Origin of the sequence: Aphanizomenon sp. UHCC 0183, from assembly GCF_009712065.1 — a bacterium.
GTDB lineage: Bacteria > Cyanobacteriota > Cyanobacteriia > Cyanobacteriales > Nostocaceae > Dolichospermum > Dolichospermum heterosporum.
The window spans coordinates 1-24,873 of the sequence record NZ_VILC01000013.1; the positions used below are offsets into that span (position 1 = coordinate 1).

The window sequence follows — 24,873 nt, forward strand, 5'->3', positions numbered from 1 at the left end:
CTCCTCGGTTTTAGCCAGGGGAGTGTCAATGTAGTTTCGACAATAAAAATCTCTAATCCCGTATCCTGTAGATTCTTAAATTTTTGCCTGAGAAATTGGAATGTTAGACCAAATATTTGATTACTTAAATTTTCATTTCAGTGTTGAAGCTTCTATAGTCCTCTTAATATTAGTGTTTTTAGAAGCGGTACTGTCGGCTGATAATGCGATCGCTCTCGCTGCGATCGCCCAAGGACTAGAAGACAAGAAACTAGAACGTCAAGCCCTAAATATTGGGTTAGTCTTCGCTTACGTTCTCCGCATTACCCTACTGTTAACAGCTACCTGGGTACAGAAATTTTGGCAATTTGAACTATTGGGTGCTGCTTATCTGTTATGGCTAGTATTTCAACACTTCAGTTCCCAGGAAGATGAAAACAATCACCATCATGGACCACGTTTTAAATCTCTGTGGCAAGCTATACCCGTAATTGCCTTTACAGATTTAGCCTTTTCCTTGGATAGTGTCACCACAGCGATCGCCGTTTCTCAAGAAATATGGTTAGTAATCACAGGTACAACCATTGGGATTTTCACTCTCCGATTTATGGCTGGATTATTTATCCGCTGGTTAGATGAATATACAAACTTAGAAGACGCAGGCTATATCACTGTAGCATTTGTGGGTTTACGTCTCTTATTAAAAGTCATCAACGATGATTTAGTCCCACCAGAATGGCTCGTAGTGACTGCCATTGGGATCATCTTAGCCTGGGGCTTCTCTAAACGCAACGTTGTAGAATTAGCCCCAGAAGAAAAGGAAAAAGCTGAAGTATCCGAAGTAACAAAGTAATTCAGCAAAGATCAGAAGCAGAGGAGATGAGGAGAAATTAATCTTGCCTCTTACCTCTTGCCTCTTGCCTCTTGCCTCTTGCCTCTTGCCTAACTACTCACTTAACCAAGGTGTAGAATGAGGTTGCCAAGCAACTAACTCCTCTTCCTTAAACCACAGCGCAATTTCTGTTTGAGCGGTTTCTTGAGCATCAGAACCATGAATGAGGTTACGACCGACATTAACACCAAAATCGCCGCGAATTGTTCCTGGTTCTGCTGTTAAAGGGTTGGTTGCGCCGATAATTTTTCTGGCTGCTGCCACAACGCCCTCACCTTGCCAAACCATTGCTACCACTGGACTAGAAATGATAAATTCCACTAAACCAGGGAAAAAAGGTCTTTCACGGTGAACATCATAATGTTTTTCCGCTAATTCCTTACTGACTTTCATAAACTTTAAACCCACCAGGGTAAAGCCTTTGGTTTCAAATCGGCGGATAATTTCACCCACTAGTCCGCGCTGGACACCGTCAGGCTTAATTGCTAAAAATGTGCGTTCCAAATCTGTCTCCAAAAACATAATCTAATTTTGATGGGTTAATTGTCAGTTGTATTGATGTCTTTTGTCTAGTAGTCTTGCGAATTTTCCCGAAAAATTTGTAGAGATCAGGGAATTAAGCAAAGATAGTTTTCTTTTCTTTCTGGTCAAAACCTAGCAAGGCTTACTTACCCCTCTATGGGTAGCGCAACATGGTATTAACCATACTTCTAATTACTAATACTAATTCTTAATCAGAAATTATTTCTAGTTGTATATCCGTTACCAGACTATTTTGTTAAATTGTTATTTCGTGGGCGCAATACAGAGGTCAGGAAAAAATGGGTGTCGAGTCAACCGCTGATGAGATTGTGAAAATGCCATCTAATGAGCATAAATCCGAACTAAAACGCCAAAAAAAGAAACAACTGTTAGTACCTAGTACAAGTACAGGAGATTTACCTGTGCCTTGGAAAATTGAGAACAGTGAAGACCTTTACCGCATTGAAGGTTGGGGACAGCCTTATTTTTCGATTAATGCGGCTGGTCATGTCACTGTTTCTCCCAAGGGTGAACGCGGTGGGTCATTAGATTTGTTTGAGTTGGTAAATGCTTTAAAGCAGCGTAATTTAGGTCTACCGATGTTAATCCGGTTTTCTGATATTTTGGAAGACCGAATTGAGCGGTTAAACGCTTGTTTTGCTAAAGCGATCGCTCGCTATAACTATCCTGGTGTATATCGGGGAGTATTTCCAGTTAAGTGTAATCAACAACGCCACCTGATCGAAGATTTAGTTCGGTTTGGTAAACCTCATCAATTTGGTTTAGAAGCAGGTTCTAAGCCAGAATTAATGATTGCTCTGGCTTTGTTGGATACACCAGGATCATTGTTAATTTGCAACGGCTACAAAGACCAGGAATACATCGAAACAGCGATGTTAGCCCAAAGACTAGGACAAACACCAGTTATCGTCCTAGAGCAAATTGAAGAGGTAGATTTAGCCATTACGGCTAGTCGTCAATTAGGCATTAAGCCCATCTTAGGAGTAAGAGCGAAATTAAGTACCCAAGGAATGGGACGTTGGGGAACTTCCACAGGCGATCGCGCTAAATTTGGCTTAACAATTCCCGAAATTATGGAGGCTGTGGAAAAATTGGGTGCAGCCGACTTACTCGGTTCTTTGCAATTATTACACTTCCACATTGGTTCTCAAATCTCCGCGATCAATGTCATTAAAGATGCCATCCAAGAAGCCAGCCGCATTTATGTAGAATTGGCAATGTTAGGGGCAGATATGAAGTATTTAGACGTTGGTGGTGGCTTAGGTGTAGATTACGATGGCTCTCAAACCAATTTCTACACCTCGAAAAACTACAATATGCAAAACTATGCTAACGACATCGTAGCAGAGTTAAAAGACACCTGTGATGAAAAGCATATTCCCGTACCAACGCTAGTTAGTGAAAGTGGTCGGGCGATTTCTTCCCACCAATCGGTTTTAATCTTTGATGTTCTCAGCACCAGTGATGTGCCTCTTGATCCCCCTTCTCCTCACCAAGAAGGAGAATCTCCAATCATTAAATATCTCTGGGAAACCTACCAATCCATTAATAAGGAAAATTACCAAGAGTTCTATCACGATGCTGCTCAATTCAAAGAGGAAGCTATCAGTCGTTTCAACTTAGGAATTTTGCGCCTCAACGAACGCGCTAAAGCCGAGCGTCTTTACTGGGCTTGTTGTCAAAAAGTTTTAACTCTTATCCGTCAGGAAGAATACGTACCTGATGAGTTGGAAGACCTGGAAAAAATTATGGCTTCCATTTACTACATCAATCTCTCTGTGTTTCAATCAGCACCAGATTGTTGGGCGATAGATCAACTATTTCCCATTATGCCCATACATCGCCTTGATGAAGAACCAACTCGCAGAGGAATCTTAGCGGATTTAACCTGTGATAGTGATGGAAAAATAGACCGCTTTATAGATTTACGGGATGTCAAATCGGTTTTAGAACTGCACAAATTTGAGCCGGGGAAACCTTATTATCTAGGAATGTTCCTGAATGGAGCGTACCAGGAAATTATGGGGAATTTACATAATCTCTTCGGTGATACTAACGCTGTTCACATTAATTTAACCCCCAAGGGTTATCAAATTGAACACGTTGTCAAGGGCGATACCATGAGTGAAGTTTTGAGCTATGTCCAGTATGATTCTGAAGACATGATAGAAAACATTCGCCAACGTTGCGAGCGAGCCTTAGAAGAAAAGCATATCACCATAGCAGAGTCCCAACGACTATTACAAACTTACGAACAAAGTTTACAACGGTATACTTACTTGAATAGTCATTAGTCATTGGTCATTGGTCATTGGTCATTGGTCATTGGTCATTGGTCATTGGTCATTGGTCATTAGTTAGTAGTAAATTACAGCCGATAGCTGACAACTGACAACTGACAACTGACAACTGACAACTGACCACTGACCACTGACCACTGACCACTGACTAAATTGAGTTTGTTCCCAATAATTCGGCGATCGCTTGGTGTTCTAAAGGCTTTTGAGAAGGTGGAGTTTGACGAGCATCAGTAATTAACCAATCTAAAGCCGCAGCTTGGACATCAATTGATGCCCCCGTCTTATCCACACAATAACGTCCAAACACCAGCTTATCTACCAAACGCACACCTGGAGCTAAACGCGACCATTCAAAAATCACACTGTTATCTACAGTTGCACCACTGCAAATCCAACAATTTGGACCAATCATCGCCGGACCAATGATTTTTGCGCCATCCTCAATTTTAGTCATTCCCCCGATATAAACAGGTCCAGTAATATCTACTTTGTCCCAATTTACAGATACATTTAATCCAGTAAAAATACCTGGCAAAACTTCATGTCCAGGGATTTGCACATTTTTAATTTCCCCTGATAAAACACCACGAATTGCTCGCCAATAATCGGGAACTTTACCAATATCTACCCATTCAAAATCCATGGGAATGGCGTAAAAAGGGGCATTATCTGCCACAAGTTGGGGAAATAATTGGCCACCAATGTCATACTCCATCCCAGAGGGTATATACTTGAACACTTCTGGCTCAAAAATATAAATACCTGTATTGATATTAGTGCTAAGAGCTTCTTCAACAGTTGGTTTTTCTTGGAAAGCTTGGATGCGATTATCGTCGTCCGTAACTACCACACCATAACTAGAAACTTCTTCCTTGGGAACTGATTTGGTAATAATAGTAGCGATCGCCCCTTTGGATTTATGCCACTTTACCGCCGCAGTTAAATCTAAATCAATTAAAGCATCACCACACAACACTACAAATGTATCGTCAAAAAATGGGGAAAAATCTTGAATCCGACGCATACCCCCAGCCGAACCAATAGCCTCACCGACGAGTTTACCGTCATCATCAATTTTACCTTCAAAAGAATAGGCAATCTGCACTCCAAACCGCTGACCATCTCGGAAATAACTTTCTATTTCCTCCGCCAAATGGCTGACATTGACCATAATTTCGTCAAAGCCATGTTGACGTAATAACTCCAGCAAAAATTCCATAACCGGCTTTTGCAGTATAGGAATCATCGGTTTGGGAATTGTATACGTAATGGGACGGATACGAGTACCTTTTCCCGCCGCAAGAATCATCGCTTTCATAAAATTTTATTTCCTTAGTCAGTTGTCAGTTGTCCGTTGTCAGTTGCACAAGAATATTTCTCCCCTTTTACTTCCCCCACCTCCCCCACTTCCCCCACTTCCCCAACTCCCCTTACTCTCTACTCCCTGCACCCTGCCTTTAAGTAAGTAAGCGGATTTGAATTTCCTGGTAAAATTCTCGTTGAAATAGTTCTACCTTAGATTGAGCCGATAGCAGTAGTAACGCCCAAAAAACGCTAACTAAGTTACCGTGTTCTGATTCATGATGAGAAGCTTTTTTCTCTGGTTGTTTTGTCTTTATCCACAAATCTATCAGTTGTTCTAAATTCCAGCATTGTTCCTCTAAATTTTGCCCTTTAGCAGCAGAATTTAATACTTGCTCTAGTTCTAACGCGACTTCCGTTAGATTTTCCTGGTGTGCTAACTCTAGGGCTTCCCTCATAGTTTGCACACTAGGTTGACGTTTCAGTCGCTTAGGTTTATCTACTGTTTCTACCAGCTTTAGTTGGCTGGCCATAATTTGTAACTGGTCTATTAACTCTTGTAAAGTTACCCGCCGTTTTGGGGGTGGCATAGCTGCCGGACGACGGCGTAAGTGTTGCTCCAGATGGAAACGATGGGCTGGATATAACAATCCATCCTCAATTTCTAATAGTGTATCATCTACAACTTCTTCTGAGCTATTATATACTACCGACAACTGCATTAATGTATTAGCTTTAAACAATACAAGCATTGATGCTGATAAAAAAGCCTGTCCAGATTGAGACAAGTCACTTTCATAGCCTCTGATAGTTCTTGCTTCTGGAGCCATCAATTCTAAGTAATGGTCAATCACCTCAATAACTCGCACGTCCCAAGGGTCAATTTCCCCTTTTTCAGCTTGCTCAATGAGGTGTGTAATTGTTTCTAATAGTTCGACTGCATCCATTTAATTCAAAATTTAATATACCAGGAGTCAGGAGTTCGGAGTTCGGAGAAAATTACCCAATGACCAATGACTAATGACCAATAACCAATTTATTCATCTTGTTCAAATTCCGAGCCGTAATTAGCTCGAAAAGTAGAGACAAAATCACTGTGATCACTGCCTTTAATGGCATCAAAAGTGCCTTTGATAGTTCCCGCAATTGGCACAGCAACGAGTGTTCCTAATAATCCAGCAATTTCAAATCCCATTAAAATGGCAATAAAAATCCATAAAGGGTTAAGTCCAATAAAATTGCCCATTAATTTTGGTGCTAACAAATTGTCTTTGATTTGTTGCATGATAACTGCCATTGTAGCGACTGGAAAGGCTAACCACCAATTTTGGATTAATACCAACAATGTGACTAAACCAATGCCTAAAGTTGCGCCAACAACGGGAATAAGCCCAGAAATACCGATAATAATAGCAAATAACAGGGCAAATGGAATTTTCAGAAATAAGAAAATGGGTGTAAGGGCTATGACCATAAATAGTCCTAGCAATAATTGGCTCAAAAAAAAGTTTTGAAAATTTAACTGTAATGAGCGGCTAAAAGGAATACCAATATTAGACGGGAGAATGTTAACTAAACCAGACCAAACGCGATCGCCATATATGAGCATATAAAAGGCTAGAACAATTACCAACACTACGTTCAGTATTCCTGATAACAGTGTTCCGGCAAATCCTACCGCCCCTGAAGCTATTTGCTGTACTAAATTTTGAATATTAGCATTTATTTGGTTTGTTACCAGCTTTAAATCTATAGATAACCGCCGCTGCTTTGCTAAACTTTCTAAGTGATCTAAATTAGCTTGACTAGTCGCTAACCAATCAGGAATCTTATTTAACAATTGAATGGTTTGGTCAATGACCATTGGTACGAGGGTAACACCCAAAACAATAAACAAAGTTAAAGTCAGCAGTAAAACAATAATTACTGCTTGAGTGCGGGTAATTCTGACTTTCTCCAGTAACTTAACCGGGTAATTCAATAGAAAAGCCAGAATTGCAGCAATACTGAGAATAGTAATTGGATTCTGGAAAAAATGGAATAATACAGACAGTAGCCAGATATTGAGGGCGATAATTGGTCCACTGAGTCCGTAAATTAACAGAGTTTGCAGAGAAGCAAAACGGCGCATCTGATTTAATGTATAAGCAAGGACTTCAGGTGTAAGAGAGGAATGATCACTTAGTAGTCTGTCAACCCGAAAATGACGGGTGAAGGCAAGCAGGGGGAGAAGAGAGGCAGGGGGGGCAGGGGAGGGAAGAACAGAAGTTTTTTCCGATCATTACCCGTCAAAATAAATTTGACGAACTACTAGTGTGGCGGAAGCCATACTTTTGTAATTTCCATTTCCTATTGTCAATACCTTGTCCAAATTGGAAAAAGCCTTGATTTGTAAGGTTGGGTTGTGGAACGTAAACGTATCCCTGCGGGACACTGCGTGAACGCCAAGCAATCAGCATGAAACCCAACGCATTTGTTGGGTTGCGCTGTCGCTTAACCCAACCTACGGAAAATGGACAAGGTATTACTATTGTCTAAACTATTTACTGATTTTGATCATAAATTTTAGCTGATCTAAATTTGAGGAAATAACAAAAATGGATACTAGCATAGCTGATCTTCGCAAAGACTACACATTACAAGATTTGAATGAGAAACAAATTGATCCAAATCCATTTATACAATTTAGAATCTGGTTCAGTCAATCCCTGTCAGCCCAGCTACCTGAACCTAATGCTATGACTTTGGCTACTTGTACATCCGATGGTCAGCCTTCGGCGAGAATGGTATTACTCAAAGATTTTGATGAACGGGGGTTTGTCTTATTTACTAATTACAATAGCCAAAAAGGACAGGAATTGACAGTAAACCCCCATGCTGCTTTGGTTTTTTGGTGGGCGGAATTAGAACGCCAGGTCAGAATTGTGGGAACTGTGGAAAAAATTTCCGCAGCAGAATCTGATAGCTATTTTGAAATCCGCCCTACATATAGTCGGTTAGGTGCTTGGGCTTCTAATCAAAGCGAAGTAATTGCGAGTAGAGAAATTTTAGAATTACAATTACAAGAATTTCAGCGCAAATATGAAACTCAAGAAGTTCCTCGTCCTCCCCATTGGGGTGGTTTTCGCGTGATTCCCCAAAAAATTGAGTTTTGGCAGGGAAGATCGAGTCGTTTACATGACCGCCTGTTATATACTCGTGTAGATAATGGCGGCTGGGAAATCGAGCGTTTATCACCTTGATTTAATATTTGATGTCAGCATTCAGCTATCAGCAGTAATAGTGGAGATGAGGAAGTAGTTATTTCCTGAAAGTTATACACATTTAACATTCTGTATTTCCGTATTGAAAACTGATAGCTGAATACTGAATGCTTAAATGATAATTAATAGGAAGATCCTGATCAGAGTAAAAACCGGTGATTATTAATTAATAATTCAGTATAAGTTAACTACCCCAAATTATCTTTGATATATGTTTCTTAATGTACAGTTAGATTATACTGGATCTGTATATAGTAAGCATGACTTATCAGAAAGACCGACATAGATATAGTAGTTATCAGGTCATTAAGTAGGTTGGCATTAAAAATTGTTGTTATGGCAAGGGAACAGAAAAGAGGTTTTGGGCAACTTGACTTTTCCTTACATATTTAGTCTTTTTTCCATTCACTTACAAAAGAAGGGAACAGGGAACAGGGAACAGGGAACAGGGAACAGGGAGCAAATAAGAAACAAAAGTTGCACCAGTTTAAAGCTCAGTCAAAAAAAGGATGTTTTTAAAAGATGCGTAGCACGAAAAAAACAGTGTCATTATTTCAATCTCATGTTTTTAAACATGAGTTTTTCCTGTTCCCTGTTGCCCGTTCCCTGTTCCCTTTGAATTAGATGATTAATCTTTCTTTGCTGAAATGTATTTAAGTTTTGATACACATTTTTAACTTTATGCGAATCATACATATATTAAATCATGTCCAGGAAATCGGTAATGGTATTGTCAATGTAGCTGTGGATTTAGCTTGTTTACAATCCCAATCTGGCGATGATGTGGCGGTAATTTCAGCGGGAGGGGGATACGAAAAATTATTAAATCAATTTGGTGTTAAACATTACGAAATTAACCAAAGTCGTCAGCCAATAACAATGATGAAGGCGGCGATCGCTTATCGGAAAATTGTGCAAGAATTTCAACCAGATATAGTTCATGCTCACATGATGACTGGTGTGGTGTTAGCGCGGGCTTTGAGATGGGAAAATAGATATATTTTAGTGGCTACTGTCCATAATGAATTTCAACCTAGTAGCCTATTGATGGGTTTGGCAGACCGAGTAATTGCTGTTAGTAAGGCTGTCAAAAATTCGATGGTACAACGGGGAATCCCCAAACAAAAATTACGGGTAATTTGTAATGGGACATTGGGTAGTCCTCGGACTCGGAAAATATCCGATTATCAACCTTTAAGTTTACAAAGTCCAGCGATCGCTACCGTAGCAGGAATGTATAAACGAAAGGGCATCACTGAATTAATTGCGGCTTTTGAAGAAATTGCTCAGGATTTTCCCGAAGTACATTTATATTTGGTGGGAAATGGTCCAGATAAACAAATATTTGAGTCTCAAGCCCAAGCAACGGCTGTGAGTCATCGGATTCACTTTGAAGGGTTTCAGCCTGAACCCCAACGTTATTTACTAGCCTGTGATATTTTTGTCTTGGCTTCCCACCGTGATCCTTGTCCCTTGGTGCTTTCGGAAGCGAGGGAAGCAGGGCTGGCAATTGTGGCTACGAAGGTGGACGGGATTCCAGAGGCGTTAGATAATGGCAAAGCGGGGATCTTAGTGCCGGTGCAGGATAGTCATCAATTGGCTCAGGCATTAGTGAAATTATTGAGTGATGCGAATATACTTCAGGAATGGAAACAGCGATCGCAGGATAATCTAGAATGGTTAAATGTTGCCCGTGTACACCAAGAAACATTGGCTGTATATGAGGAGTTAAATTTTCAGGAAAGTTTTTCTCCATCTACTCAACCTGACTAATACCGATTTTTAGCATTGTATAATAGCGAGATGAATTATGTTTCGCTCCAAAATACAAAGTTGGAAATTGTTGAATCTTCAAGTTTATTTCAGCAACTCCGCCAACAGTTAAGTTAAATTAAGAATCAAAATATTCAGCTACAATAGGACAATAATAAATTACAAAAAATCCTCACAACAGGGAGTTAGAGTTATGGTGGCTACTCCAATCTCGACTGCTCCACAACTATCAACAATAGCAATTTCTTGGGAAGCATTACCCGAAGATTTTATCCTAGAAGAAGAACCTGTGGAAAACACTGCACAACCATTAATTGCTGGGGCATTACGAGAAAGTCTAGAACTGAGTGGATACATTCAACCCGCCATGCTGATAGCTGCTAATTTGGGTATTTGTGCCACAATGGATGGCAAACTAGTTGTTAAAGCCCCAGATTGGTTTTTCGTGCAGACAGTTTTACCCTTGTCTGGGACAACAGATAGACGCAGTTATACACCTCATCTGGAAGGAGAAATTCCCCGTGTTGTCATGGAATTTTGCTCAGATACAGACGGGAAAGAATACTCAGCTAGACGCGCCTTCCCCCCCGGAAAATGGTTTTTTTATGAACAAATTCTCCAAGTCCCTACCTATGTAATTTTTGACCCCCTGACGGCTGAATTAGAACTTCATCAAATCGAGTCAGGACAGTATAAATTACAGCCAATAGACGAGAATAATCGCTACTGGATTACAGACATGGGATTATTTTTGGGATTGTGGGAAGGAGAAAAAGAGGGGCGCATAGGTTACTGGCTAAGATGGTGGGATCAAGCAGGTAATTTGTTACCCTGGGCAGTCGAAAAGGTAGAACAAGAAAGCCAACGGGCTGAACAGGAACGCCAACGGGCTGAACAAGAAAGCCAACGGGCTGAACAAGAAAGCCAACGGGCTGAACAAGAAAGCCAACGGGCTGAACAGGAACGCCAACGGGCTGAACAAGAAAGCCAACGGGCTAAAAGATTGGCAGAACAATTACGCGCACTGGGTATTGATCCAATTGATTAAATGTGCGTTTTCTAAAATTGTTGTAGAGATGTTTTATGGAACGTCTCTACATTCTTTTTTGTAAGATTCCCCATAAGTAGGTGAACACAATAAAACCAAACTGTGTAAAGAAACGTAAAATCGCTGAAAACTTCTTTACTCTTGCCTCTTGCCTTGCTATAACGACAATTTTCAACGCCAACCTACTTATTTTCAATGAAATGCCCACACAATAAGACTACCAATGATTTTGAACCAGGTTTTCCATAAAAAGAACTGAAGCAATACTTGTCGGTTAAGGAAATGTAGGTTGGGTTGAGCGATAGCGAAACCCAACATTATCAAGGATTTTGTTGGGTTATGGCTATGGCTCCTACGTCGCCACGCAAGCTATCGCCACACTTCGTGAACGTTCCGATTGCTCCGCGTTCACGCAGTGTCCCGCAGGGATACGTTTACGTTCCACAACCAAACCTACCATATAATGAATTTTCAGGCTTAACCGAGCAGTATTGAGAACCGAAGAACCTTTTTTGTTAGGTGGCTATTACCCAATAAAATTAAACTCCAGCAGTTTCTGAAATTGCCCCTTGTATTTTTACAAAAGTATCAATTAAAGTCTGCAATTGTTGATCTGCTTTAAATACTCCTAAACCTCTTGCTGTTACCTTCCCAGGAGAATAAACAAACCTTGCTTTCATTGTGGGAGTGAGGTTTTCTGCTAAGAGATTCCAAGCTGGTTCTTCCATTGGGGTTTCTAAAACAATATGCTGTTTATTCTCTGGTTTAATGCGACTAAATCCCAGATTTTTAGCTAATTGTTTTAATTCCATAACTCGCAATAATTGATTTGCTGGAACTGGTATAGTCCCATATCTATCAGTCCATTCAGCGGCAATTTGTTTGAGTTCATATTTTGATTTTACTGTGGCTACAGCGCGATAAGCACTCATTTTTTGATCAAGATCAGGAATGTAGGTTGCAGGGATAAATGCGGTGAGATTAAGGTCAATTTGGGTATCTTCAACTTTGGGTATTTCTTGACCTCTAATTTCTCGAATTGCTTCTTCTAACATTTCCATGTACAAATCAAAGCCAATTACATCCATTTGTCCAGATTGTTCTGCACCTAGCAAGTTTCCCACTCCGCGAATTTCCATATCTCGCATTGCTAATTGATATCCAGAACCGAGTTGAGTAAATTCTTGAATTGCTCTTAATCTTTGTCTAGCTGCATCGGATAATTCTCTTTGTTTGGGGTAAAATAACCATGCGTGGGCTTGAATGCCGGCACGTCCTACCCGACCCCGTAATTGATATAATTGAGATAGACCAAAACGGTGCGCGTCTTCAATTAATATTGTGTTGACTCGCGGAATATCTAAACCAGATTCAATAATTGTCGTACAAACAAGAATATCGGCATCATTATTACCGAAAGTCAGCATAGTTGATTCTAACTCGCTTTCGTCCATTTGGCCATGAGCGATCGCAAATCTTCCTCCTGGTACCATTTCTCGCAATTTTGTAGTAGTTTCTTCAATCCCTTCGACTCGCGGAACTACATAAAATACCTGTCCACCTCGATCTAATTCTTGACGAATTGCACTTCTGATAATATCAGAATTTAAAGGTGCGAGATGGGTTTGAATTGGTCTTCTGGTGGGAGGTGGAGTGGTAATTAAACTCATTTCCCGAATTCCTGATAATGACATATATAAGGTTCTGGGAATAGGAGTTGCGGAAAGAGTGAGAACATCAACTTGCGTTTTGAGGCTTTTTATTTTTTCCTTCTGATTAACTCCAAATCTTTGTTCTTCGTCAATTACTAAAAGTCCTAAATCTTTAAATTGCACACCTTTTCCCAATAATTGATGTGTCCCGACAACTATATCTAATTCTCCAGTCGCTAGACGTTTTTGAATATTGCGTTTTTCTTCTGCGCTGCGAAACCGATTTAGTAACCCCACGTTCACAGGATAGGGGGCAAAACGTTCTTTAATTGTATGATAATGTTGTTGAGTGAGAATTGTGGTTGGGGCTAAAAGTGCTACTTGCTTTCCTGCGGTGACAGCTTTAAAAATTGCCCGAATTGCCACTTCAGTTTTGCCAAAACCCACATCTCCACATACTAACCTATCCATCGGTCTTTCACTTTCCATATCCCGTTTCACATCTTGTACCGCTTTTAGCTGATCTGTGGTAGGTTGGTAAGGAAAAGAATCTTCCATTTCTTCTTGCCAAGGCATATCTGCGGGATAGGAAAAACCTTGTTGTTGAGAACGGGCAGCATACAATTTTAACAAATCTACTGCTAGTTTCTTAATGGCTTTACGGACTTTATTCTTAGTATTTTCCCAGGCTTTTCCGGTCATTTTGTGTAATTCTGGGGCTTTATCTCCACTGGTGCGAAAACGAGATAAAGAACTAACTTGGTCAGCCGCAACTCTTAATAAACCATCTGCATATTGCACAACTAAATAATCACGGGTTTCATCATTAATTGTTAAACTTTCTAATTTAACAAATTTACCAATGCCATGACTACGATGAACAACATAATCTCCCTGACGTAATTTATTAGGATCAACTTGTTTAGATGTGGCTTGACGACGTTTGCGGACATAACCAAAATTAGCTAAAGAATGTTGTCCATAAAATTCTCTATCGGTGACAATAACTAATCGAAAAGAAGGCAAAATAAAACCTTCTAATTCTGCTAAACCGGAATATTTAAGGGCAATCGGGATATGATTAATTTGCAGTTTATCAATAGCTTGATAATCACGGGGATTGGGGATAAACTGGGCAGGACAATCATGTTCTTGTAGCAGAGAAACCGAACGGGAAGGTTGAGCCGAAATTATCCAAACTGCAAAATTGCGTTCTCTCTCGTTTCTAATAGTTTCCCCTAACTTGGCAAATTGGTGAGGTGTAACAGGTAAAGGTCTACTTGCTAAATTTAAACCATTATTTTCTTCCGACAATTCTGATAAATATAACTTTCTAAAATTACTAATTTCCCCTATACACTCATCAAAGTTTCGATGAATCTTAGGTAATCCAACCGACAACTGACCACTGACAACTGACCACTGACTATTAGCATTTTCCACCCAGTGATCGCTATGAGCATAACATTGTTCTGGTTCATCAATGGCCACAAGGGTATTTGCTGCTAAATAATCCAGCAATGAAGCCGGTTTTGCAAAAGCCAACCCCAAAAACCGCCGACTTCCTTCTAATGTTCCTAACTCTTGTAGAGACGGTTCATGAAACGTCTCTACATTTTCTGTAAGTGCTGTGTTGATAATCGGTGCAAAACTTGTAGGGGTAAGGGTAACTTTTTCCACCTTATCCAAGGCAGAACGCTGGGTAGCCGGGTCAAATTCCCGAATTTGTTCAATTTCGTCGCCAAACCATTCCAAGCGCACAGGCAACTCGGAGGACACCGGAAACACATCCACAATATCTCCCCGTCTACTCCATTGTCCTTCAGTTTCCACTAGGGGAACTCGTTCATATCCCAAAATCGTGATTTTTTCCCCAAACCCGTCTAAATCAAATTCCATCCCTTTTTCTAAGGTGACACAAAATGATTTAAACGCATCCGGTGGTGGCAAATGCGGCTGCAACGCCCCCACAGTAGCAATTATGGCAGTTCTTTGTTTTGGCAACTGACCACTGACAACTGACGACCGACCATTGACCAAATCAGCTAACACCTGCATTTGACCCCAACTCAACTCATTTTCAGGGTCAAAGGGTTCATAGGGAGAAGCTTCGGAAGTGGGGTAAAAGTGGACAGTTTTCCATCCCATTGCTTCCATTTGGGCAAAAACCCGCCCAGCTTCCTCTAAAGTGGCACAGACCACACATAAATCCTGATCTTCATAATTTGCTAATGCTGAAGCTACCAGTCCTTTGGGTAGCCGAGAAATCCCATTTAACCGCAATTCCTGTTGCTTGTTGAGTTTAGTAATGAGTTCTGCGGTAAGAGGCGATCGCGCCAAAGCACGCACAATAGAAGAGAAGGACATAAGTTTTACGCTAAAAAAGGAAGTCGCTGCTGACGTGAAAATCTCGAATTATTTCCTGTTAACCATTTTAAAAGTGTTAACCCCTCTCTTGACGATAAATAGGAAAGAATCAAACCGAACTACTCATAGACAGAAGCAATATAGCTACTACTTTGTGTATAGTCAAAGTATTTAGAGAATTACCTAAAATACTGGATACTAAGATCAGTCTGATTGAATGAACACTGGGCAACTTCTGATCACCGTATACTTCTATTCTTTATACCAGCAATTTTAAAAATGTCTTCCTTCACGTTTGAAATTTTAACGATTTTGGTGCTAATTTTCGCCAACGGTGTATTTTCCATGTCGGAAATGGCTGTAGTTTCAGCCCGGAAAGTCAGACTACAGCAGTTAGCCAATCAAGGGGATATTAACGCCAAGGCTGCATTAAAACTCGCAGAATCTCCCAATCATTTTCTCTCTATCGTCCAGGTAGGGATTACACTCATCAATATTCTGAATGGTGTCTTTGGTGGTGCGACCATTGCCAAAAGATTAGAAGATTATATCAAGCTAATTCCCATTTTAGCTAATTATAGTAATGCGATCGCCTTTGGCATCGTAGTCTTACTGATCACCTATTTTTCCCTCATTGTCGGTGAACTCGTCCCCAAACGTCTGGCTTTAAATAACCCCGAAAAAATCGCTGCTTCAGTAGCCATACCCATGCGGGCTTTAGCAAAAATAGCCTCACCCATAGTTTATCTTTTGAGTGCATCTACAGATTTAGTCTTGCGAATATTAGGAATCACACCCTCTGCTGAACCACAAGTCACAGAAGAAGAAATCAAAATTCTCATCGAACAAGGGACAGAAGCGGGAACATTTGAAGAAGCAGAACAGGACATGGTAGAGAGAGTTTTCCGGTTAGGCGATCGCCCCGTCACCTCCTTTATGACACCCCGACCTGATATAGTTTGGTTAGACTTGGAAGATCCCCCCGAAGAAAACCGCCAAAAAATGGCAGAAAGCGGTTATTCTCGCTATCCCATTTGTCAAGAAGGACTAGATAACGTTCTGGGGATTATTCCCGTCACCGACCTATTAGCCAGAAGTTTACGCAACGAACCCTTAGACTTAACTCTAGGATTACGTCAACCCGTATTTGTCCCCGAAAGCACACGCGGTTTAAAAGTTTTAGAATTATTCAAACAAACCGTCACACACATGGCTTTGGTCGTAGATGAATATGGCGTAATTCAAGGCTTAGTCACCCTCAATGACATCATGAGTGAAATCGTCGGTGATGTTCCCACAGAACCAGGACAAGAAGAACCCCAAGCTGTACAACGGGAAGATGGTTCTTGGTTAGTAGATGGAATGTTAGGAATAGAAGAATTTTTAGAACTATTTGATCTTGAAGAATTAGAACATGAAGAAAGAGGAAATTATCAAACATTAGGCGGTTTTGTCATCACCCATTTAGGCCGGATTCCCGCCGCCGCAGATCATTTTGAATGGGATGGTATGCGGTTTGAAGTTATGGATATGGACGGAAATCGGGTTGATAAAGTCCTAGTAGTACCCAAGGTCATGGCTAATTGAAGTCAGGAGGTAGGGGCGCAGGGCCTGCGCCCAATCAGGAGTTCAGGAGGAAGAATTAAGAATTAGAAGGGTTACAGAAGTCCGGTTGGTCATCATTCTGGTTTTGAGAAAATTCATGTAAAATTAACTCTTCCTTATTTAAAGCTTAACTTCTCTACTGTTCACTAGGTTTAAATTCACTTTTTGCTGCAACATTAAAATTCCCCCCATTACCTTCAAGTGAAAAGGTTTGGGGGATTATTTTAGGGCTTATGCATTGACAAATTTTCCTAAATATGTAATGTAGATTTTATCTCTTGTAGGGTGCGTAAGACCCAACAATTTGGTAGAAAACAGATTTCCTTTATCTGACGCACCCTACCTTTATAAGTTATTCCCAAAGCCGAAAACGACGCAATTTCTTTCATTCTTGGACTTACGCATTGACCAAGCTTACCAAATATGTAATGTAGATTTTATCTCTTGTAGAGTGCGTCAGACCTAATAATTTGGTAGAGAACAGATTTCCTTTATCTGACGCACCCTACTTTTATAAGTTATTCCCAAAGCTGAAAACGACGCAATTTCGTTTATTCATATAATGGTAAGTTAGTGAGCGTGCATAAGCCCTATATTTGTTAAAATATCCTCAACTTACAAAAAAACCCTTTTGATCAGCAAAAATTCCCAAATATTAAGTAATATTAGTTACTCTCGTGTCATCCATCTTAGTCATCTCATTGATCAAGATATACCAAAATGGACAGGTGATCCTCCCGTAGAATTTACCAGTGTTGCAGAAATTCCAGATGATGGTTATTACTTACGAGGCTTTTCCTTGGGAGAACATAGCGGGACTCATATCAATGCCCCTAATAGTTTTTATGCAAACGGCGCAAGTATTGACCAGTATCCAGCATCATCTTTAATATTACCAGCTATAGTTATCAATATTTGTGAACAAGCAGCAGTAAATCCTGATTATGCCTTGACTGTTAGTGATATCCAAACTTGGGAAACTGAATTTGGAGAAATTCCCACAGGTAGTATAGTGATATTATATACTGGTTGGCAAGAAAAATGGTTAAATCACCAGGCATTTTTTAACCAAGATAAAGACGGAAAAATGCACTTTCCTGGTTTTAGCTATGATGCAACTGAGTTTTTAATAACACACAGGCAAATTACTGGAGTGGGTATTGATACTCATGGTGTAGATTCTGGGCAGAATACTAATTTTACTATTAACCGGTTGCTTTTAGAGCGATCGCTAATTGTTCTCGAAAACCTCACCAATTTAGATCAGTTACCACCGCATAGTATCACCTTAATCATTGGAATTCTCAGATTAAGAGGAGGTTCTGGTTCTCCCGCAGCAATCATGGCATTATTTTAAATTTTTCCTTTTCCAACCATTTACCCCAAACTCTTTAATTCACAACCAATAATAAGTAGGTGAACACAATAAAACCAAACTGTGTAAAGAAATGTAAAATCGCCCAAACCCTCTTCACTCTTGCCTCTTGCATGAGTGCCTTTTGCCTTGCCATAACGACAATTTTCAACACCAACCTACTTACTCAATAAAACCATTAACCAATTCAGAAAACTTGTAAAATCAGAACTCCAAGAAATAATTAAAAAATATTAAAGCCCCATAGCCAGAGTATGCAAAACTACTCAAAAATGGCTATGAGGCTAAAATATTTTACGAATTGGAAATGATGTTTTTAATCAATTTCCCAATCATGGAGGCAATCTTGCCAATTTACTGGAAATCGCCGCTATCAAGTCTAATATTGCCTATTTGCACCGCTGTAAACAAGCAGGAATTAAACCTCATTTAGCAAAGTTCATGAAACTTTCGCTGAGTTCTTTATTAAATTTTTGACAGACGAAAAGGATCTAGTTTCAGATCCCTTTTTTGCCTTTAACACAACGGACTTTACTACTGTAAATTAGCAATACCGTTAGTTAAGTTTGGACTTAAACGAGAACTATTTAATGGCAACTAGCTAAGGTTTTAGTCAAAAGTAGAGACTTGATAAATCACACTACCACTTTTGCTATTTTTTAGCTTGTGAACTGAAGGCTTGAGACTTTAAATTTTAGACTCCTGCCAGCAGCTTTAGATTTCACCATTAACCTGCATTTGATGAACTTGATCTGCCAATTCTTGACAATTTTGATCATCTAACTTATCAATTGCCAACATTCCCATGAGAATAACTTCTTTCAAAGTTAAGCGAGTTGAATGTGCCTGTTTTTGCACAATCTCCTTAATGATGGGAGATACACCGATTGCTGTACTAGCTCTAGCCACGTTATAAAAAGAAACATTAATGACATCGGATAAATCTTAGCACTTTTCGCTAAGTTATTCTACATCCCCGGAACTGATCTACTTTAGTTTCGATAAATCTTTGTATGTCTAATCCAGACTATAAATAGCAAACAGACTCAATAATTCTGCAAATCTAACTTTTTAACTACGGACATAACTCTTCTGTAGCAAGCATTTTAACGATTTACTTACTCTGCTACAAACAGCCGTGTTACTGAAATCACACAATAAAATAACGCAATTTATTTAAGTATTAATAACAACATTGCTTATAGAAGTAGGTGTAAATAAACGTAGCTATCTTAAAAAAATAAATACTATTTAAAGCTTATCAATTCGACTTCCTAGCGTTTTATTGCTGTTTTTTTAGCAACAAAAATTGATACCTATATAATTATTTATTAATTTTTCTTACAACTCACAACATAAACAATTAATTATTGTCATCTATCAAAAGTATGAAACCTAAAATTTAGTAGATCATCAAGGGATAAGATTTTGAAAAACGATGGTAACAGCGAGATACTCAAAAAGCTGGAAAGCTTATATAGTAAATCTTCTAAAATGGAAAATCCCAAAATTTAGTGTTGATTAATCCTGACGGGAGGATATTTATCGTGATTCAAAGGATTGAATAGCGTTGAATAACTTAATATTATTAAATATTGTAAACTAGCAAAATAAACCCTGTCTCACTTAATGATCGATTGACAATCAAGACAGTCGCTACGAATCAAGGCTTTTTTCAATGTGGCGAAGGTATTGAGTTCAAACCTATAGTTTTTTGATAGCAAACCGCAAGTTTGCAAGATAGATGGGGTATAGACAGAAATCGAAATCTTCCTGAATTCACTTAGTTAACGCTGTCATAAGAAAAAGTAGTGAATACGCACAAGGAACAAAACAACGATGAGTGAACCTTATCTGTTGGCTGCAAGTTTATTAACAGGATTGGTCATACCAATATCAACACCCCCCCAAATAACCAATCTTCCCAAAGATTCTCTATCTTTATTGGATTTAGCCGAGGGTTTCCAGGTTTACGATGGCAAAAGAAATTCTCCACGTCAAATTGCTGTACCTGAATTTAGTAATCAAATTGAAAAGTCCTCACCAGCAAATAAGAGTCTTGTCAAGACTGATAAATCATTACCAGAATTTAGTAGACAAACACCGACGACCGTTGAACAGTCATCAGTAATCAGGAAAAACCTCCCCACCTTAGAGATTCTCTTATCAGAATTTAGACAGCATGGGTTATCAATACCTGTTAAATCATCCTTTAACTTAAATTCCCCAACGACACCAACTAAATCACCTATTTCTGGTAGTCAACTCTACCAGCAAAGATTAGCATCACTTATATCTGGTCAGATTTATACGCGCACTGATAATGATGAAAATTTAGCATTGTCTGGGGAATCAAATAAGGCAGATAAACTGACTTATCAAGACTGGAAAAGCTTATTAGCTTTGGAAGCTAAAGCTATAGCTAAAGGTCAAGGTGCGAATCGGTTGAGTATTTTAGTAGGTGATTCTTTAAGTTTGTGGTTTCCCAAGGACAAACTACCTACGGGTAAATTATGGCTAAATCAAGGTATATCTGGAGATACTTCTGAGGGCGTTTCTAAAAGATTGTCGGCATTTTCTGGCACCAGACCTGATGTAATTTATGTGATGACTGGGATTAACGATTTACGTAAGGGTGCTACTGACAAGTCAATTTTGGTCAATTCCTCGCGGATTATTCATAGCTTACGTCAGAGTCATTCCAGCAGTCAGATTATTGTCCAATCTATTTTACCTGTGCGATCGCAGAAAATCCCTAATAGTCGAATTCGTCATATTAACGCCCAACTGGCTATAATTGCCCAAAAGCAAGGGGCTAATTACCTCAACATTCACAATTGGTTTACGGATATTGATGGCAATTTGCGTCCCGAATTAACTACAGATGGATTACATTTATCTTTAGCAGGATATCAAGTGTGGCAATTTGCACTTGAGCAAATAGAATATAGAGTTGCTCAAATTTACAATTGATATATGCAAATTGAATGTATATTAACGTAAGTTGCTAGTTGAAAATGGGTAAGGGGCAAGAGGCAAGAGGCAAGAGGCAAGAGGCAGGAGTAGTTGACCAATGACCAATGACCAATCACCTTTTTCCCTGCCTAAATTTAGATAATTAGTAACTTAAGTTATATTATTTCACAGATCAGGGTGTGAGAGCTATCACTAAATATCAAATGGTAGATCGGATAAATGATATCGCTTGGCAAGCTCACCAGGGCAGCGTGGCGGCAATTATTCAAGTTTTGAACGAAAGGCTAGTTGTGTCTGGTGTCAGAACTAGAGCAGTTTTTTCGACTGGTATATTACAACTCTTGTGTGAAGCGGCTACAGTAGAGCAACTAGAGCAATCTGTCTTAGTGCCAAAAATTCAAGAAATTTTGGACTCACTGACACCACGTCATATTCGCCGAGTTAATATTAATAGTCGAATTGTTCGAGAAGAGCAATTATTATGGTTGGAGGAAATTAACCGCGATACTGATGGTCAGTTACTGTGGTCACGGGAAATTACTGTATACCAACCAAACTTGTTGAAGCGGTTAATTCCAGAGTTAACTGAAGTTTATACCAAATCAAGAAAACCTATTTTAACAAAACCCCAATCTTTGCTGAAGAATCGAAATCAGGGCAAAATTTCTGTCAAAACTTTATTTGTATGGGTTGCTGGTTTATCTTCAATAATTTTACTGGCTTGGTTGCTAGATTTTCGGTTAAGTAATCCATTAAAGAAGCTGTTGCCATTAGTGGGTTCTCAATCTTCTCAAACGGTTAACCAAAGACCGCCAGAATCATCGAATCGTCCTGTGCGCCGAAGTCTTTCTATCCCATTGGATGATCCGTTTGCCGCATCTGTGAGACTGGCTAACCAGGCGACTGTGACTGGTACAACGGCTACAACTTCAACTCAGTGGTTGGAATTAGCTGCTACTTGGCAACGGGCTTCTGATTTAATGGGTCAGGTTGCACCTAGCCACAGCCGTTATCAGGAAGCACAGATTAGAACTAAGTTGTATAAAAAGTTTAGTGAGGCTGCCCAGAAAGAAGCTCAGAAGAGTAAATCTTAACAATGTCTGATAGCGAAGCGTGGCGTAAGCCATATCAGGTTGTGCAGGATTTAAGGATGAACAGGATGTATTTTTCCTATTCCTCCTGACTCCTTGGGCGCAGGCCCTGCGCCCCTACCTCCTGACTCCTAATTAGCTCATTTCTAACATTCTTTGCATGGGTCGGAGTGCGGCTATGCGGATTTCTTCTGGTAGGGTAATTTCTGGGGTGCGGTTTTTCATGGCTAGATACAGTTTTTCTAGCGTGTTTAGCCGCATAAATGGACATTCGTTACAGTTACAATCACTTTGGGGGGGTGCGGGAATAAAGTGTTTGTCAGGTGCTAGTTTTTGCATCTGGTGAATGATTCCTGGCTCTGTAGCCACGATGAATTCTTGACTAGAGCTGGTTTGACAATAATTGAGTAAGGCGGCTGTAGAGCCAATATAACTGGCATGGCGGAGGACGCTGGTTTCACATTCGGGGTGAGCGATCGCTTCTGCATGAGGATGTGTAATTTTTAACTGGACTATTTTCTTTTCGGAAAAGGTTTCATGGACAATACAGCTACCTTGCCATAACAGCATCTCCCGTCCTGTTTGTGACCTTACATACCGTCCCAAGTTGCGATCTGGAGCAAAAATAATTGGCTGTTCCTGGGGTATTTGCTGGACAATTTTCACAGCGTTGGAACTGGTACAAATGATATCGCTCATGGCTTTAATTTCCGCCGAGCAGTTAATATAGGAAATTACCAAATGGTCTGGGTGTGAGGCTTTGAAAGCTGCAAATTCCTGGGGAGGACAACTATCTGCTAAAGAACATCCTGCATTAATATCTGGTAATAACACCAATTTATCAGGGTTGAGGATTTTGGCAGTTTCCGCCATGAAGTGAACACCAGCAAAGACAATGACATCGGCTTTGGTATTGGCTGCGGCTTTGGCTAATTGTAATGAATCGCCAATGAAATCGGCAATATCTTGAATATCAGGATCTTGATAGTAGTGGGCTAATATCACTGCATTCAGTTCTGTTTTGAGATCCGCAATGGCAGCAAATAGATCTAATGGTAAAATACCTGATTTTGGTTGAGTAAGTGTAGTTGTAAACACAATTAAAAACTGCTTTTTTGTACAATTAAGATTACAAAGAAAGGGAACAGGGAATAGGGAACAGGGAACAGATAAGAAATACTCATTTGCACCAGTTTAAAGCTTAGTCAAGAATAAAGATGTTTTTACAAGATGCGTAGCCCGAAAAAACGGTATCCTTATTTCAATCTCATGTTTTTAAACGTGAGATTTCCCTGTTCCCTCTGAACTTGTAAATTCAATTATAGTAGTTTTTACCAAAAAGAGTGAGGGATTGATTCTAGCAATTTATGTCCAAATCCGGTGGAGTTTCATATCCTGGAGATATACGGCTTTTTAAAGTGGCATGACCAGTCAGAAAAATCAATCAAAACCTATCAAAATTGCTGTAATTGGCGATGTTCACGACCAATGGGAAGTAGAGGACGGCATAGCACTCCAGCATCTCGGTGTTGACTTGGCGCTATTTGTCGGTGATTTCGGGAATGAGTCGGTGGAAGTGGTAAAAGCGATCGCCTCCCTAGACCTTCCCAAAGCGGCGGTAATGGGCAATCACGATGCCTGGTACTCTGCGACTGAATGGGGACGCAAAAAATGTCCTTATGACCGCACCAAGGAAGACTGGGTACAGGAACAGCTAGATTTATTAGGATCTGCCCAAGTCGGTTATGGTAAGTTAGATTTTCCTCAGTGGAATTTAACTGTGGTGGGTGGTCGTCCTTTTACCTGGGGAGGACCCGAATGGCGATTTGCCCAAATGTGTCAAGAACGCTATGGTGTCTCTAGTTTGGAGGAGTCCGCAGATAAAATTGTTAAGGTAGTAAAAAGTGTTACTTGTGATCATATTATTTTTCTCGGACACAATGGACCGAGCGGTTTAGGCGATCGCGCTGAGGACCCTTGTGGCAAAGATTGGCATCCTATCGGTGGTGATTTTGGTGATCCTGATTTAGCGGAAGCAATTTCTCAAAGTCTCAACCTCAAGAAAACTGTTTCCCTTGTCGCTTTTGGTCATATGCACCGCACACTGCGCCATACTAAAAAGTTGCAACGCAAGGCTGTGTTTAGAAGTCCAGAAGGCACTATTTACCTAAACGCTGCCACTGTCCCCCGGATTATTCAACAAGACGGAATAAAGTTACGAAATTTTTCTCTGGTTGATTTGGAGGATGGTTTGGTAACAAAAGCTTCTCTGGTTTGGGTGGATCAGAACTACCAAATCGCTACTGAGGAAGTTTTTTATAATTCTTCAGTTTCAGTAGTGCCAATTCTGTAATTATATGTTATGATTTTATTTGTCAGTTTTTGTGTTACACAATTCTGGCAAATAATCTGGAGAGGTGGCAGAGTGGTCGAATGCGTCCGACTTGAAATCGGATGAAGTGAAAGCTTCCGGGAGTTCGAATCTCCCCCTCTCCATTTTTTTGTTTTTATTTCACGCAGAGCCGCAGAGTCACAGAGAAGAACGCAGGTGTTTGATATGGAAATATTAAATCTGCTGTAAGGTAAGAGTCAGTTTTGCTATGATTCCAGATATAACCTTTTAAATATGTAATTCAGTAATAGGTATGATTTGCTGAATTTACGAATAATGGTAGGGTGTAGTCAATTGGAGATTTTTAACCCTAAT

At 39.9% G+C, this 24,873-nt stretch carries 17 protein-coding genes and 1 tRNA gene; 11 read left to right on the forward strand and 7 right to left on the reverse strand.

Annotation, left to right across the window (positions count from 1 at the left end):
- The first annotated feature begins 100 nt into the window (after positions 1–100).
- Positions 101–832: a TerC family protein gene (locus tag FJR37_RS06395; RefSeq protein WP_039201383.1), complete on the forward strand. Its 732-nt coding sequence runs from the start codon at positions 101–103 to the stop codon at positions 830–832.
- A 93-nt stretch (positions 833–925) separates the two neighbouring features.
- Here the strand turns inward: FJR37_RS06395 and ndk are convergent, their stop codons facing one another.
- Entirely contained in the window at positions 926–1,375 is a 450-nt protein-coding gene (ndk, locus tag FJR37_RS06400; RefSeq protein WP_027401368.1) for a nucleoside-diphosphate kinase, read from the reverse strand.
- Between the two features lie 317 nt (positions 1,376–1,692).
- On the opposite strand from ndk, the gene speA reads away from it, so the two are divergent.
- Positions 1,693–3,708 (forward strand): biosynthetic arginine decarboxylase, encoded by a 2,016-nt coding sequence (gene speA, locus FJR37_RS06405; protein WP_039201384.1) that lies wholly within the window; start codon positions 1,693–1,695, stop codon positions 3,706–3,708.
- A gap of 154 nt (positions 3,709–3,862) precedes the next feature.
- On the opposite strand, the gene FJR37_RS06410 is transcribed toward speA, so the two are convergent.
- The 3 genes from FJR37_RS06410 to FJR37_RS06420 all read right to left on the reverse strand — a co-directional run bounded on the left by FJR37_RS06410 (position 3,863) and on the right by FJR37_RS06420 (position 7,147).
- Entirely contained in the window at positions 3,863–5,032 is a 1,170-nt protein-coding gene (locus tag FJR37_RS06410) for a sugar phosphate nucleotidyltransferase (protein WP_039201385.1), read from the reverse strand.
- Between the two features lie 139 nt (positions 5,033–5,171).
- Positions 5,172–5,963, reverse strand: a complete 792-nt coding sequence (locus FJR37_RS06415; RefSeq protein WP_168465601.1) for a segregation/condensation protein A — start codon at positions 5,961–5,963, stop codon at positions 5,172–5,174.
- Between the two features lie 89 nt (positions 5,964–6,052).
- Entirely contained in the window at positions 6,053–7,147 is a 1,095-nt protein-coding gene (locus FJR37_RS06420; RefSeq protein ID WP_039201387.1) for an AI-2E family transporter, read from the reverse strand.
- 466 nt (positions 7,148–7,613) lie between these two features.
- Between FJR37_RS06420 and pdxH the strand changes: the two genes are divergently transcribed.
- The 3 genes from pdxH to FJR37_RS06435 all read left to right on the forward strand — a co-directional run bounded on the left by pdxH (position 7,614) and on the right by FJR37_RS06435 (position 11,100).
- Positions 7,614–8,258 carry a pyridoxamine 5'-phosphate oxidase gene (gene pdxH, locus FJR37_RS06425; RefSeq protein WP_039201388.1) on the forward strand — a complete coding sequence of 215 codons (645 nt, stop codon included), beginning with the start codon at positions 7,614–7,616 and terminating at the stop codon, positions 8,256–8,258.
- A 702-nt stretch (positions 8,259–8,960) separates the two neighbouring features.
- Positions 8,961–10,052, forward strand: a complete 1,092-nt coding sequence (locus FJR37_RS06430; protein ID WP_168465602.1) for a glycosyltransferase — start codon at positions 8,961–8,963, stop codon at positions 10,050–10,052.
- 193 nt (positions 10,053–10,245) lie between these two features.
- Positions 10,246–11,100: a Uma2 family endonuclease gene (locus FJR37_RS06435; protein ID WP_168465603.1), complete on the forward strand. Its 855-nt coding sequence runs from the start codon at positions 10,246–10,248 to the stop codon at positions 11,098–11,100.
- A gap of 539 nt (positions 11,101–11,639) precedes the next feature.
- Here FJR37_RS06435 and mfd read toward each other — a convergent pair.
- Entirely contained in the window at positions 11,640–15,119 is a 3,480-nt protein-coding gene (gene mfd / locus FJR37_RS06440) for a transcription-repair coupling factor (protein ID WP_168465604.1), read from the reverse strand.
- A gap of 279 nt (positions 15,120–15,398) precedes the next feature.
- Between mfd and FJR37_RS06445 the strand changes: the two genes are divergently transcribed.
- Positions 15,399–16,706: a hemolysin family protein gene (locus FJR37_RS06445; RefSeq protein WP_072033603.1), complete on the forward strand. Its 1,308-nt coding sequence runs from the start codon at positions 15,399–15,401 to the stop codon at positions 16,704–16,706.
- A gap of 649 nt (positions 16,707–17,355) precedes the next feature.
- On the forward strand, positions 17,356–18,081 hold the full coding sequence (locus FJR37_RS06450; RefSeq protein ID WP_217355201.1) for a cyclase family protein: 726 nt from the start codon (positions 17,356–17,358) through the stop codon (positions 18,079–18,081).
- A gap of 732 nt (positions 18,082–18,813) precedes the next feature.
- Here FJR37_RS06450 and FJR37_RS06455 read toward each other — a convergent pair.
- Entirely contained in the window at positions 18,814–19,008 is a 195-nt protein-coding gene (locus tag FJR37_RS06455; protein WP_015083627.1) for a hypothetical protein, read from the reverse strand.
- A 930-nt stretch (positions 19,009–19,938) separates the two neighbouring features.
- On the opposite strand from FJR37_RS06455, the gene FJR37_RS06460 reads away from it, so the two are divergent.
- Together FJR37_RS06460 and FJR37_RS06465 are read left to right on the forward strand one after the other, a co-directional pair.
- Complete coding sequence (locus tag FJR37_RS06460) at positions 19,939–21,072, forward strand: SGNH/GDSL hydrolase family protein (RefSeq protein ID WP_168465605.1); 1,134 nt, start codon at positions 19,939–19,941, stop codon at positions 21,070–21,072.
- Positions 21,073–21,278: 206 nt separating this feature from the next.
- Entirely contained in the window at positions 21,279–22,169 is an 891-nt protein-coding gene (locus FJR37_RS06465) for a hypothetical protein (protein ID WP_168465606.1), read from the forward strand.
- 132 nt (positions 22,170–22,301) lie between these two features.
- On the opposite strand, the gene nadA is transcribed toward FJR37_RS06465, so the two are convergent.
- The gene (gene nadA, locus FJR37_RS06470; protein WP_168465607.1) at positions 22,302–23,264 is read right to left on the reverse strand and encodes a quinolinate synthase NadA; all 963 of its coding nucleotides are present in this window, start codon (positions 23,262–23,264) and stop codon (positions 22,302–22,304) included.
- Between the two features lie 325 nt (positions 23,265–23,589).
- On the opposite strand from nadA, the gene FJR37_RS06475 reads away from it, so the two are divergent.
- Positions 23,590–24,519: a TIGR04168 family protein gene (locus FJR37_RS06475; RefSeq protein WP_039204021.1), complete on the forward strand. Its 930-nt coding sequence runs from the start codon at positions 23,590–23,592 to the stop codon at positions 24,517–24,519.
- Between the two features lie 58 nt (positions 24,520–24,577).
- A tRNA-Ser gene (locus tag FJR37_RS06480) sits at positions 24,578–24,662 on the forward strand.
- The last annotated feature ends 211 nt before the right edge of the window (positions 24,663–24,873 follow it).

What these genes read in the sequence shown, in the direction of transcription:
- speA (WP_039201384.1), top strand. Translation starts at nt 1,693, where the DNA reads ATGGGTGTCGAGTCAACCGCTGATGAGATTGTGAAAATGCCATCTAAT.
- FJR37_RS06445 (WP_072033603.1), top strand. Translation starts at nt 15,399, where the DNA reads ATGTCTTCCTTCACGTTTGAAATTTTAACGATTTTGGTGCTAATTTTC.
- FJR37_RS06395 (WP_039201383.1), top strand. Translation starts at nt 101, where the DNA reads ATGTTAGACCAAATATTTGATTACTTAAATTTTCATTTCAGTGTTGAA.
- FJR37_RS06430 (WP_168465602.1), top strand. Translation starts at nt 8,961, where the DNA reads ATGCGAATCATACATATATTAAATCATGTCCAGGAAATCGGTAATGGT.
- FJR37_RS06435 (WP_168465603.1), top strand. Translation starts at nt 10,246, where the DNA reads ATGGTGGCTACTCCAATCTCGACTGCTCCACAACTATCAACAATAGCA.
- FJR37_RS06465 (WP_168465606.1), top strand. Translation starts at nt 21,279, where the DNA reads ATGGTAGATCGGATAAATGATATCGCTTGGCAAGCTCACCAGGGCAGC.
- mfd (WP_168465604.1), bottom strand. Translation starts at nt 15,119, where the DNA reads ATGTCCTTCTCTTCTATTGTGCGTGCTTTGGCGCGATCGCCTCTTACC.
- FJR37_RS06415 (WP_168465601.1), bottom strand. Translation starts at nt 5,963, where the DNA reads ATGGATGCAGTCGAACTATTAGAAACAATTACACACCTCATTGAGCAA.
- pdxH (WP_039201388.1), top strand. Translation starts at nt 7,614, where the DNA reads ATGGATACTAGCATAGCTGATCTTCGCAAAGACTACACATTACAAGAT.
- FJR37_RS06410 (WP_039201385.1), bottom strand. Translation starts at nt 5,032, where the DNA reads ATGAAAGCGATGATTCTTGCGGCGGGAAAAGGTACTCGTATCCGTCCC.
- FJR37_RS06475 (WP_039204021.1), top strand. Translation starts at nt 23,590, where the DNA reads ATGACCAGTCAGAAAAATCAATCAAAACCTATCAAAATTGCTGTAATT.
- FJR37_RS06460 (WP_168465605.1), top strand. Translation starts at nt 19,939, where the DNA reads ATGAGTGAACCTTATCTGTTGGCTGCAAGTTTATTAACAGGATTGGTC.
- FJR37_RS06420 (WP_039201387.1), bottom strand. Translation starts at nt 7,147, where the DNA reads ATGCGCCGTTTTGCTTCTCTGCAAACTCTGTTAATTTACGGACTCAGT.